Source organism: Pseudomonas sp. LjRoot277, from assembly GCF_964253845.1.
Lineage (GTDB): Bacteria > Pseudomonadota > Gammaproteobacteria > Pseudomonadales > Pseudomonadaceae > Aquipseudomonas.
Genome location: NZ_CAXURI020000001.1, coordinates 3,450,641 through 3,463,110 on the forward strand (window position 1 = coordinate 3,450,641; position 12,470 = coordinate 3,463,110).

A 12,470-nucleotide genomic window follows, 5' to 3' on the forward strand; every position below is an offset into this window, starting at 1 on the left:
TTGGCCACGATCCTCGAGCCTGGGCAGATAGAAGCGGCGGCGAGTTCACCGCCGTTTCTGTACCTGCCACCGAACAACCTGTTCACTTTGCGCGCGCTGCGGCTGGAGCGTCTGGTAGATGGGAATCCCATGGCGGACTATCTGCGCTTGATCGCGGGGCTGTGCCACGCTCAGCAGAAATTGATGGACGATCCGCCTGTGGCCGCCATGCCCGATCCCGAACGTCTTCGGGTATGCGTGGAACATGGCTTGCCACCGTTCGCCGCCGACAGTCTGGTGCGCGAAAACGTTTGGTTGCCGTATCTCGAAGCCTTGTTGCAACGCTATCAGCCACCGCCACAAACGGCGGTAGAAAACGCCGTGGCGAGTTTGCGCAGTGCTAACCCCGGGCTGCTCAAAGCCTGGGCGATTGCCTTGGTCAGCGGCCAGTATTCAATGCTGCCGGCGGAGCTGGTGCCGTTCCTCGGCGCAGCGTTGCAGGTGGCCTGGAGTCATTGGTTGCTGAGCACGCCGGACCTTGCGCTGAAGCCCGGCGACAGTCTCAGCCAATGCCCGGCCTGCGGTTCGCCGGCCATGGCCGGCGTGATTCGCCATCGCGGCAAGTACAACGGCTTGCGGTATCTGGTGTGCTCGCTGTGTGCCTGCGAATGGCATGTGGTGCGGGTCAAATGCGTGTATTGCGAACAAAGCAAAGGCCTTGAATACGTCAGCCTCGATGACGACCGCCACGCCGCCAATCAGGCACCGACACGCGCGGAGGTCTGCCCCAGCTGCCACAGCTACTTGAAACTGCTTTACCTGGAAAACGACGCCGAGGCCGAAGCGCTCTCGACCGACCTGACCAGCCTGCTGCTGGACATGCGTCTGGAACAGGAAGGCTACCAGCGTCCGGCGCCTAACCTTCTGCTGGCACCCGGAGGTGGCTGAGCTACCCCTTTAAGCTACCCCTTTGAGCTCTCCCTTTAAACTCAGCGGCTACACTCAGGCGCTACGGTCAACGTTTGCGGGAGCGCCTGATGTCTTCCAGATCCGCCAGCCAGGCTCTGCGGCTGCCTTCCATCGACAGTCTGTTGCGCCATCCCGCCTGCCAGCCGCTGGCCAAGCGTTATGGGCGTGACGCGTTGCTGGCCAATTTGCGCCAATTGCTGGATGACTTGCGTGAACCGGTGCTTTCAGGGCAACTCGACGCCATTGAAATCGCGCCTGAAGCGTTGGCGGGCAGGGCGGGTGAACGCTTGGCCACTCAGCATCGCAGCAATGTGCGCCGGGTGTTCAATCTCACCGGCACGGTGCTGCACACCAATCTGGGGCGAGCGTTGTTGCCGGAGGAAGCCATCGACGCCGTGCAACTCGCGGCACGCTACCCGCTCAATCTGGAATTCAACCTGCACAGCGGCAAGCGCGGCGACCGTGATGACCTGATCGAAGGCCTGATCCGCGAGCTGACCGGCGCCGAGGCGGTGACGGTGGTCAACAACAACGCCGCCGCCGTATTGCTGACGCTCAACAGCCTGGGCGCGCGCAAGGAAGGCATCATTTCCCGGGGCGAACTGATCGAAATCGGTGGCGCCTTCCGCATTCCCGACATCATGGCCAGAGCCGGGGTCAGGCTCCACGAAGTCGGCACCACCAATCGCACCCATGCCCGAGATTACGAAGCAGCCATCGGCCCACGCAGCGGTTTGGTGATGCGCGTCCATGCGAGCAACTACAGCATCGAAGGCTTCACCGCGCGGGTGCCGACCGCCGAGTTGGCGCAACTCGCGCATCAACACGGCTTGCCGTTGCTTGAAGACCTCGGCAGCGGCAGCCTGCTGGACCTGACGCGCTGGGGTTTGCCCGCCGAGCCGACCGTGCGCCAGGCGCTGATCGATGGTGCGGACATCGTCACCTTCAGCGGCGACAAACTACTGGGTGGCCCCCAGGCCGGGTTGATTGTCGGCCGCAAAGACCTGATCGCGAAGATCAAGAAAAATCCACTCAAGCGCGCCTTGCGGGTCGACAAACTGACCCTGGCCGCCCTCGAAGCGGTGTTGGGCCTGTACCGCGATCCTGATCGATTGGCCGAGCGGCTGCCGAGTTTGCGCCTGCTGACCCGACCCCAGGCGGACATCCTCGCCCAGGCTGAGCGCTTGCAACCCTCACTGGCCAGAATCTTGGGCGACAACTGGAGCGTCAGCGCAGTACCGGCGCTGGGCATGATCGGCAGCGGCAGCCAACCGGTGGCGCGCTTGCCGAGTGCGGCTTTATGCCTGCGACCGCACGCGTCCAAACGTCTTTGCGGACGGCGGCTGCACGATCTGGAGGCGGCCCTGCGTGCATTGCCGATTCCGGTGCTCGGGCGCATTGATGACGATGCGTTGTGGCTGGATCTGCGGCAACTGGACGATGAACCGGCGTGGCTGGCGCAGCTCGATCAAATTGCAGGAGCCATAGAGTGATCGTCGGCACCGCAGGGCACATCGACCACGGCAAGACCGCCTTGCTCCAGGTCCTGACCGGCCAGGTCGGCGATCGTCGTAGGGAAGAGCGTCAGCGCGGCATGACCATCGACCTCGGCTACCTTTATGCGGCGCTGGAACCGCAAGCGCCCCTGACCGGTTTTATCGATGTGCCCGGTCATGAGCGCTTCACCCACAACATGCTGGCGGGGGCTCAGGGCATTGATCTGGTGTTGCTGGTGGTCGCGGCCGACGACGGCGTCATGCCGCAGACCCGCGAACACCTGGCCATCGTTGAACTGCTGGGAATCCCTCGGGCGCTGGTGGCAATCAGCAAATGCGACCGCGTCGAACCGTCCAGAGTGCAAGCCGTTCGCGAACAGATCCAGGCATTGCTGGCCCCTGGGCCTTATGCAACCGCGCCGCAGATTGCGCTGTCGAGTGTGACCGGGGAGGGCATCGAGACCTTGCGACAAGCCTTGCTCAAGGCGCAGCGTGAAGTCGTTCAACGCAGCACCACCGGCGGTTTTCGCCTGGCGATCGATCGTGCCTTCAGCGTGGCCGGCGTCGGTATCGTGGTGACAGGTACTGCGTTGTCCGGCGTGGTGGCGGTGGGCGATACGCTGATGCTCGGCCCGCAGGGCAAACCCGTGCGTGTGCGCGGCCTGCATGCACAGAATCGGGCCGCCGAAGTCGCAATGGCCGGACAGCGAGTGGCGTTGAACCTGAGTGCCGAACGCTTAGCCCTGGAACAGATTCACCGCGGTCACTGGTTGCTGGCCGAGTGGCTGTACGCGCCGACCCAGCGAGTGGATGTCGACCTGCAATTGTTAGTCAGCGAGCCCAAGGCCTTCGAGCACTTTCAGCCAGTACACGTTCACGTGGGGACTCAGGACGTGACCGGGCGGGTGGCGTTGCTGGAAGGCACCCGCCTGGCGCCGGGTGAACGGATGTTCGCGCAACTGCTGCTGAATACGCCGGTGCAGGCCGTCAAGGGCGATCCGTTGATCCTGCGTGACCAAAGCGCCCAACGCACCCTCGGCGGCGCGCGGGTGCTCGACCCGTTTGCACCGACCCGACAACGCCGAAGCCCCGAACGGTTGGCGCAGCTACACGCCCTCGCCACACGCAAAGAGTTGGAAGACAGCCTGCCGGCGTTGTTGGCCAACAGCGACACCGGGCTCGATCCCCAGCGTCTGGAACGTCAGTTCAACCGTCCCCGCAACACCTGGGTTTTGCCCGATCACGTGCGCCTGATCGACACCCGCCAAGGTCCGTTGCTGTTCAGTGCAGCCCGTTGGGAAGCGCTGAAAGTGCCATTGCTGGAACACCTCGCACGCTTTCATCAACTGGAACCGGATCAAATGGGCCCGGACCGGGATCGCCTCCGACGGTTCACCGGTACAGCGCTGGACCGTCCGACGTTCATCAGTCTGCTCGACGAATTACTCGCCAGCGGTGCCATTGCCGCCAGCGGGCCATGGCTGCATTTGCCCGATCATCAGGTGCGTTTAAGCGAAGACGACGAAGCCCTGTGGCAACACTTGCAACCGTTGTTCGAACAGGCTGGTTTTGATCCGCCGTGGGTGCGCGACCTTGACCATGACGAGGCGGCCGTGCGCTTGCTGCTGTGCAAAATGGCGAGGTTGGGATTGGTGCATCAAGTCGTCCGTGACCTGTTCTACACCGACACGATGATCCGCCGATTGGCGGCTATGCTTGTGCAACTGGCCGCGCAAAACCCGGTGATTCAGGTCACGGTGTTTCGTGATGCAGTGGGCCTGGGTCGCAAGCGCAGCATCCAGATTCTCGAATATTTCGACCGGATCGGCCTGACGCGACGGTTTGGCGACAAGCGCCATATCCGCCTCGACAATGCCTTGGCCCAACGCACCGACCACTGACTTCAAGGAAGGCAATCGCGCCCGGTGGCGCGGCCGGGCTTCAAACCCGGTTGGGGACGGCATCCGTTCCCGGGCAGGTTCGACTCCGGCTGCCTTCCGCCATTTTCAATCATGCTGGTCGAGTTGGTGGTGAACCGAGCACTGGATCGACTCGCCCCATCTGAGTAGTCACGATCCTATGTGGGGAGGGGACCGCCCCGTTCGACGCTGTAGCAGCTGTCGAGCCTGCGAGGCTGCGTTCGGCTGCGAAGCAGTCGTAAACCCTGAGTACGCGATGAGTCTGACGCACCGCATTGACTGACCTTACGGCTGCTGCGCAGCCGGACGCAGCCTCGCAGGCTCGACAGCTGCTACAGAGCCAGCCGCCGCGCGGGGTTGTCGATCACTGCATTACGTAACGCCCCGGCGCCGACTCGATCGCCGGGTATTGCGCGTTACCGGTATGCAGTACCGAGGGCTGGCGTTCGCCAGACTGTTCAGCCAGCCAGATGAACCAGTCATTCCACCAGCTACCGGAATGTTGCTGGGCGTTCTTGAACCAGGTTTCCGGGTTTTTGGTGACCCGGTTGTTGGTCCAGTAATGGCGTTTTTCCTTGGCCGGCGGGTTGATCACTCCGGCGATATGCCCTGATGCGCCCAGCACAAAACGCTTGGTCCCGGAGAGCAACTCGGTGCTGGCGTAAGCGCTTCTCCACGGCACGATGTGATCGTCATGGGTGGCGAGGATGTACGCCGGAGCATCGATGGCGCGCAGGTCCAGCTTGACCCCGCAACAGTCCAGCTCACCGGATTTCAGGTCGTTCTGCAGATAGGTGTGGCGCAAATACCAGCAGTACATCGGGCCCGGGAGGTTGGTGCTGTCGTTGTTCCAGAACAGCAGGTCGAGGGGAATCGGTTTCTGGCCCTTGAGATATTTGTCGACGTTGTAGTTCCACCACAAGTCGTTGGGGCGCAACAGCGAGAAGGTATTGCCCATGTCCTCGCCCTTGAACAGGCCGATGGGGCCGTTCAGGCCTCCGATGGTGCGCTCGCGGTAGGCCACCAATTGTTCGTCGACGAAGATGTCGATGGGGCCGGTATCTAGGTAGTCGAGGAAGGTGGTCAACAGGCTCACGCTGCCAATCTCGCGGTCGCCGCGCGCCGCCAGTACGGCCAGCGCCGAACTCAGCAAGGTGCCGCCGATGCAGAAGCCGACGCAATTGGGCCGCTGCTCGCCGCTGATTTCGCGGGTCACTTGCAGGCCTTTGATGATGCCGGTTTCGATCAGGTCATCCCAGGTGGTGCCGGCATGTTCCTGGTCGAAGTTGCGCCACGACATCAGGAACACCGGGTGCCCTTGTTTCAACAGATGGGCAACCATCGAGTTGTCCGGGCGCAGGTCGAGAATGTAGTACTTGTTGATCGACGGCGGCACGACAAACACCGGGCGCCGGTACTGGGTTTCGCTTTGCGGGTAATACTGGATGAGCTGGAAGAGTTCGTTCTCGAACACCACTTCGCCGGGGGTGTTGGCCAGATCGACACCGACTTTGAATGCACCAGCGTCGCACTGGCGCATCTTGCCTTCTTGCAGGTCGCTGGCCAGGTGCAACATGCCTGTGAGGAGGCTGCTGCCCTGGGTCTCGACGACACGTTGCAGCGCATCGGGGTTACTGGCCAGAAAGTTACTCGGCGCCCCGGCGGCAATGGCTTGTTCCACCAGATAGAGCAGGCGTTGGCGCGGCTTTTTGTCCGGGATCGCTAATTTGTTCAGCAGCTTCAGCAGAAACTCTGCGTTGAGCAGGTAAAACGCTGCGAGGGAGCCGAACAGTGGCTGGCTCCAGTTGCCGCTGGCAAAACGCCGATCGTCGAAGCTGAATGGCTGACCGGTCAGCAATTGCTGGCCGAGTTCGCCCCATTGCTGCTGGTAGTCCGATTGAAGGCTGTCCAGGGTGCCGCGCGGCAGGTCAAACCACTCGTTGTATGCCTGGCCGGTAAACCACGGATTGGTGCTGACCCAGAGACGTAATTGTTGCACTGCAAAGGAGGCAATGAACGGAACCTGGCCTGACCAGAAGGTGTTGAAGGTATGCGAGTTATTGTCCATGGAGCTCCTTGCCCACATCAGTAAACCGGGCCGAAAAAACCGCGGCGCCGGACTTCGGCGCCGCGTCAGCAACTTAAGCAAACACTCCTGTGTTTCTAGCGCTCGATGACCAGGCTGACGCCCTGGCCGCCACCGATGCACAGCGTGGCCAGGCCTTTTTTGCCGTCGCGACGAATCAACTCGTGCAACAGCGACACCAGAATCCGCGCGCCCGACGCGCCGATCGGATGACCCAGGGCAATCGCGCCGCCATTGACGTTGACCTTGCTGGTGTCCCAACCCAGTTCCTTGCCGACGGCCAGTGATTGCGCGGCGAACGCTTCATTGGCTTCGATCAGGTCGAGGTCGTCCAGGCTCCAGCCGGCTTTGGTCAAGGCCAAACGGGTGGCTGGCACCGGGCCGATGCCCATGATCGACGGGTCGACGCCAGCGCTGGCGTAAGCCTTGATGCGTGCCAGAACCGGCAAGCCGAGGGCCTGGGCCTTGGCGGCGCTGGCCAGCAACAGTACGGCGGCGCCGTCGTTGAGGGTCGACGAGTTACCGGCGGTCACGCTGCCGTTTTTCTGGAATGCGGGTTTGAGGTTGCCCAATGCCTGCAGCGTGCTGTCCGGACGCGGCTGTTCATCGGTGTCGAAGACCAGCGGCTCACCCTTGCGCTGAGGGATCAGGATCGGGGTGATTTCACGCTTGAAGTAGCCCGCTTCGATGGCAGCAGCGGCTTTCTGTTGCGAGGCCGCAGCGAAAGCGTCCTGGTCTTCGCGACTGAGGCTGTACTTCTCTGCCAGGTTCTCGGCGGTGATGCCCATGTGGTAGTCGTTGAAGGCGTCCCACAAACCGTCCTGAATCACGCTGTCTTGCAGTTGCGCATGGCCCAGACGCAGACCGGTGCGGGCCTTGGGCAACACATACGGCGCCAGGCTCATGTTTTCCTGGCCGCCGGCAATGATAAGTTCGGCGTCGCCGCAACGGATGGCCTGGACCGCCAGCTGGACAGCCTTGAGGCCCGAGCCGCAGACCTTGTTCAGGGTCAGGGCAGGGGTGGTATGGGGCAGGCCGGCCTTGATTGCCGCCTGGCGTGCCGGGTTTTGTCCCGAGCCCGCGGTGAGTACCTGGCCGAGGATCACTTCATCGATCTGCGAGCCGTCCAGACCGGTCTCTTCCAGCAAACGGCGAATGACCGCCGCACCCAGCTCGGTGGCTGGAATCGCGGACAAGGCACCTTGAAAACTGCCAATGGCGGTACGAGTAGCGGCAACGATTACGACTTCGTTCATGCGTGACCTCATTAAGATTTTGTCGAGTGCAAGCAGGGCATCCATGCCCTGACAGGTCTACTGCATGTTCATGCCGCCGTTGACCGAGAAGTCGGCTCCGGTGCTATAGGCCGATTCATCGGAAGCCAGCCAGGCCACGATGGAGGCGATTTCTTCAGGTTGTCCGAGACGCCCGACTGGTGTGGCCGCGATCATGGTGTCGAGAATGTCCGGGCGGATGGCCGCGGTCATACTGGTCTGGATGTAGCCTGGGGAAACGGTGTTGACGGTCACGCCCTTGCCGGACACTTCCCGGGCCAGGGCCATGGTGAAGCCATGGATGCCGGCCTTGGCCGCGCTGTAGTTGGTCTGGCCGAACTGGCCGCGCTGACCGTTGATCGAGGAGATGTTGATGACTCGTCCCCAACCCTTGGCCAACATCCCTTCAATCACCTGTTTGGTGGTGTTGAACAAACCGCTCAGGTTGGTGCCGATGACCGCATTCCAGTCTTCGGGCGTCAGTTTGCGAAAGGACGCATCACGTGTGATGCCGGCGTTGTTGACCAAGACATCGATCGGGCCGAATTGCTCGCGTGCCATCTCGAACGCTTTGCGCGTTGATTCCCAATCGGTGATGTCGCCATAGATGCATTCGAATTGATAACCCGCCTCCAGTTGGCTCGCCATCCATTCTTTCTTGCGGGAGGAATCTGAGCTGCAGCCCACGATGACCTTGAATCCTTCCTTGTACAGGCGTTGGCTTATCGCAGTGCCAATCCCACCCATACCACCCGTTACCAACGCAATACGACCAAGTGACTTCATACACTTTCTTCCTTTTGTATTTTGCGCTGCAAGATGGGGAGGATTGTTCGGCATAGACGAGGTGTGCGGAAGTGTTGAGAGGTGACGGTCTGGTGTCCAACGGTGCCATGCAGATTTTTTCGGACCACTGGCAAAAAATGACGAGTGCCTATACTGGGATCAATATTCCAGACTTATTGGTCAGTTAGTATTCGATTCAACGCAGAGTAGTCATGGCTCCGGACAGGATGTTCGGCTCCACAGGTCATTGAGGACGTCATGTATAGAATCAGTTCAGGTTATGCCAGCGTGCTGGTGAATACGCTCTCGGCACAAGGGCTGGATGTTGCCAGTCTGTGTCGGGAGGCAGGGATGGACATGGAGACCGTTAACAACCCGGGAGCGTACTGCGAACGAGGGGCTATTTATCGGCTATGGGAGCTGGGAGCCCAGGCCGCTGGCGATCCAGACATCGGTTTGAAGGCCTATGGAAACTTCCATCCCGGAAACCTTCAGATCGTCGGCTACACCATGATGTCCAGTTTGAATCTGAAAAAAGCACTTGAACGCCTGGTGCGTTTCAGCCCTTTGATCAGCACCGGATTCAGCCTCTTCTTTGTGCCGGAGCAACAGCATTTTCGATTGGCGGCGCTTGATCATCAGCAAAAGGGATCGGTCAAACCCCGGCAGTACTCGGATGCAGGCATGGCTTCATTGCTGGGTTTTTGCCGTTGGCTGGCGGGAGGCAACTTACCGCAACCGTTGAGTGTGGAGTTCGCCTATCCCGAACCTGAAGACACGTCCGAGCATCAAAGGCTGTTTGGCTGCGACCTGCGTTTTGGGACTGCCTATGACAGCATCCTGTTTGACGGGCAGGAGCTTCTGCGTCCGCTGAGTATGGCTAACGAAGAACTGGCGGTACTGCATGACAGTTTTGCCGAAGCTCAATTGGTTTCGCTGTTTGGCTACACCATCGTCGGCAGAATTCGGGCACTGATTACCAAGCGCTTGAGTCAGGGCCAGGGGCCGTGCGATATGGAGTCGATTGCGGCCGCATTGAACATCAGCAAGCGAACGCTGCAACGCACCCTGGAAAAAGACGGGACACAATTCAAGGACGTGCAGAATTCCGTGCGCCGGCAATTGGCCGATTTCTACCTGCGCAATTCTCGCTTCAACATGAAGCATGTGGCGTATCTCCTTGGTTTTCATGACCACAGCAGTTTCAACAAAGCCTGTAGCCGCTGGTTTGGCATGACACCCGGAAAGTATCGGGCCGATTGAAATCGAGGACGCCGCGCCGGTGTGACGCGGTGTTCCCCAGCGTTAAACGTTATTTCACCGGAGGTTTTTTCACGCCTTTCTTGCCCTTGGCAGGTTTGCGCACTGGGCTCGCAACCTTGGCGACGGGGTCTGGGGTTACTGCGGGGGTTTTCTGTTTGATTGGCTCGGGAATTTCCACCGGGGTGATTTGCTTGATCTGCTCAGGGGTTATCGCCGGGACTTTCTCTTCGATGGCATCGGCTGCACCGGGTGGTTGGGTCAGGCTAAAACCTGGTAGCGGCACGTCAAGCAGCGTGTGCAGCTCACGCCAGAAGAGGTTGTCTGCGCCGCTGGCCAGCAGTTCCGGCAGCAAATTGGCGACGGCCGCCAGCACTTGTTGGCGTTCTTCGACCTCGGCAAGCATCAAGGGCAGGCTGTGCAGGCTTTCTTGCGGGTGGGTGGCGACCAGCAGTTTTTGCAGGCGCAGGGTTTCGCGCAAATCAAGCGGCTCGGCACTGTAGTCCTGGAGCAGTACCTGCATTTGCAGGATCAATTTTTCGACGCTTTCCTTGCCCGGCTCGTCGCTGTCGCGGCCCAGCAGGAACAGGATCCGTATCAAGGCTTCCATCAGGCCGCCAAGGGGCAGGGCATCCTGCAAGCGCTCGATCAGGAGCTTGTCGTGCTGCTCGGCATGTTCCTGAAGATTTCGCCCGGGTGCATTGCCGGTGAGGCTGTTGAGTACGCCATACACGCCGTAGAAACACATTTCCTGAGCCGCATCGCGCAGATCCCGATAGCCGTTCAAGGCGTCCTGCACCTGGTTGGAAAACAGTTCCTGCCAGACCAGCAACGGGTTGGCCTGGCTGGCGGGGTGACGATCCTTGCTCACTTGAGCGGCACTGCCAGCCAGCCACCAGAGCGCCGGGTTCAAACTGCTCCAGGCCACTTGTTGCTGATGGAAAGGATGCGCCCGGCGCAGCATTTCGGCGCTCGGTTCGTTGATCAGCTGGCGCAACCACGGGCGTATGAATTCGTCATACACACTGTTGTTGATGGCGGACGCGCGCTGGACCAGCGCAAATTCGCGATCGTCATCACGGGGCGGCTGCACCTGGCCATGGATGTCGGCGATACGCCGGCGTTCGAAACGCACGGCATACGGCGTCGCCGAATGCTCCGGCAGGTCTTCGATCAGCATTTCATACAGCCCGGCTGACAGCGCGTTGATCGCATCGACCGCACCGAGCAATTCACGGTGCTCACGCCGCGCCACTTCACCGGACACGAAGATGCCCAGATGCCCGATGCTCGCGTGTCGCAGGTAAACGATGGTGCGTCCGGCATTTTGCAACGCGAGATCGCTGGGATAGACGTCGGTGATCCAGTCCAGTGCCTGCTGCGGGGAGGTGATGTTGTCGCCATACGAGCAGAACACCACCACCGGCACTTCGATCAGCTTGAGGTCAAGCCCGCTGCTCTTGCGACCGAGGCCACCGGACAGCCGATTGCCGATGAACAGGTCGTCGACAATCATCTCGATCTCTTCGCCATTGAGCAGGGTCGGGCTGCCCCACCAGCGTTCGAAATCCAGAAAGCGTGCGGCCTCGCTGTCGACTTTGCTGAACAGGTGATAGTACTTGCCCCACCAGGTGTTGGCCGGGTCCAGGTTTTCGAAATTGCTCACCAGCCAGGTGCCGTCGAAACGATCATTACCGAGGTCGCTACCGAAGCGCGCCATCCAGCCACCGCCCAGCAAACCGCCGGTGTAGCGCATCGGATTGCGGCCATTGACGCCGGCCCAGTACGACAACGGCGCACCATTGACGATGATCAGCCCCGGCAGCTCCGGACGGGTGGCCGCGAGCCCCATTAACGCCCAGCCCGCCTGGCAGTTGCCGATCACCACGGGTTTGGTGCTGTCGGGGTGTCGGGCGCTGACGACCTCGATGAACTTCGCTTGGGCTTCTGTGATATCGGCAAGGGTTTGCCCAGGGCGTGGCGAGTGACTGAAGGAGACGAAGTAGGTGGGGTGGCCAGCTCTCAGGCTTTCGCCGATGACCGAATCCTGTTTGAAACCGCCGATGCCCGAGCCGTGACCGCCGCGGGGGTCGATGATGATCACCGGCTGTTTTTTGCTATCGATCTGTTGTCCGGGACCGCCAAGGACTTGCAACAGCGAGTAATTGACCGGGCGGGGCAGGTCTTCACCGGCGACCAGCGTTTCATGATTGAACTTGAGCAGCAGCGGATACCCGGCGCGTTCGTGGGCCAGGGTGTTGTCGCCGCGCTGACGCAAGGTGTCCCAGAACAACACGCTGCGTTGGCCAAGGTCCGTGAAGTATTCCTGCCAGTCCGCGGGCGTTGGCTGTCGGAGTTGCCCAAGGCTTAAAGGCGCGAAGGTTTTTGCCTGGCGCTTCTGCACGGCGTCGAGGACGTTACGGGTATTGAGGCGTTGCAGATGATTGAGGTGCTCGAACAAGCCGGCGGGTTCGGAGAGCTTTTCATCTTGCGGCGCAATATTAACTTCCTGACCCATCGTGATCTCCTGACGCTGTGCATGGGAACCTGCGCATCTGAACCCTTTAGTTAAAGAAGGCTAGGCTGGCCGTTCGACAGACTGGAGTTTATAGCGAATAGGGAGGGCATGAGCAAAGTATATTTTGCACTGCACAAAAATAGACGTTGCCAAATGGTTTTGTGCACTGCAATATCAAGGCTA

General features: G+C 60.6%; 8 protein-coding genes and 1 tRNA gene. 5 read left to right on the forward strand and 4 right to left on the reverse strand.

What is annotated here, in order from left to right:
- The 4 genes from fdhE (at nt 1) to ACSQ87_RS16285 (ending at nt 4,447) form a co-directional block, all read left to right on the forward strand.
- A complete protein-coding gene (gene fdhE / locus ACSQ87_RS16270; protein ID WP_223431011.1) occupies nt 1–927 on the forward strand; it encodes a formate dehydrogenase accessory protein FdhE in 927 nt (308 codons plus the stop codon).
- Nucleotides 928–1,016: 89 nt separating this feature from the next.
- Nucleotides 1,017–2,441, forward strand: a complete 1,425-nt coding sequence (gene selA, locus ACSQ87_RS16275; protein WP_223431010.1) for an L-seryl-tRNA(Sec) selenium transferase — start codon at nt 1,017–1,019, stop codon at nt 2,439–2,441.
- On the forward strand, nt 2,438–4,345 hold the full coding sequence (gene selB / locus ACSQ87_RS16280; protein ID WP_223431009.1) for a selenocysteine-specific translation elongation factor: 1,908 nt from the start codon (nt 2,438–2,440) through the stop codon (nt 4,343–4,345). Before selA ends, selB begins: the two co-directional genes overlap by 4 nt.
- Before the next feature lie 6 nt (nt 4,346–4,351).
- Nucleotides 4,352–4,447: transfer RNA gene (locus tag ACSQ87_RS16285), tRNA-Sec, on the forward strand.
- A 280-nt stretch (nt 4,448–4,727) separates the two neighbouring features.
- Here ACSQ87_RS16285 and phaC read toward each other — a convergent pair.
- From phaC to phbB, 3 genes are all read right to left on the reverse strand, one after another.
- Entirely contained in the window at nt 4,728–6,431 is a 1,704-nt protein-coding gene (gene phaC / locus ACSQ87_RS16290) for a class I poly(R)-hydroxyalkanoic acid synthase (RefSeq protein ID WP_223431007.1), read from the reverse strand.
- A 95-nt stretch (nt 6,432–6,526) separates the two neighbouring features.
- Nucleotides 6,527–7,705: an acetyl-CoA C-acetyltransferase gene (locus ACSQ87_RS16295; RefSeq protein ID WP_223431006.1), complete on the reverse strand. Its 1,179-nt coding sequence runs from the start codon at nt 7,703–7,705 to the stop codon at nt 6,527–6,529.
- Nucleotides 7,706–7,762: 57 nt separating this feature from the next.
- On the reverse strand, nt 7,763–8,509 hold the full coding sequence (gene phbB / locus ACSQ87_RS16300; protein ID WP_046049835.1) for an acetoacetyl-CoA reductase: 747 nt from the start codon (nt 8,507–8,509) through the stop codon (nt 7,763–7,765).
- Between the two features lie 351 nt (nt 8,510–8,860).
- Here phbB and ACSQ87_RS16305 point away from each other — a divergent pair, with 351 nt between their 5' ends.
- Nucleotides 8,861–9,772, forward strand: a complete 912-nt coding sequence (locus ACSQ87_RS16305; protein WP_263288577.1) for an AraC family transcriptional regulator — start codon at nt 8,861–8,863, stop codon at nt 9,770–9,772.
- A gap of 49 nt (nt 9,773–9,821) precedes the next feature.
- Here ACSQ87_RS16305 and ACSQ87_RS16310 read toward each other — a convergent pair whose 3' ends face one another.
- Nucleotides 9,822–12,287, reverse strand: a complete 2,466-nt coding sequence (locus ACSQ87_RS16310) for a DUF3141 domain-containing protein (protein ID WP_436273803.1) — start codon at nt 12,285–12,287, stop codon at nt 9,822–9,824.
- Nucleotides 12,288–12,470 lie beyond the last annotated feature (183 nt).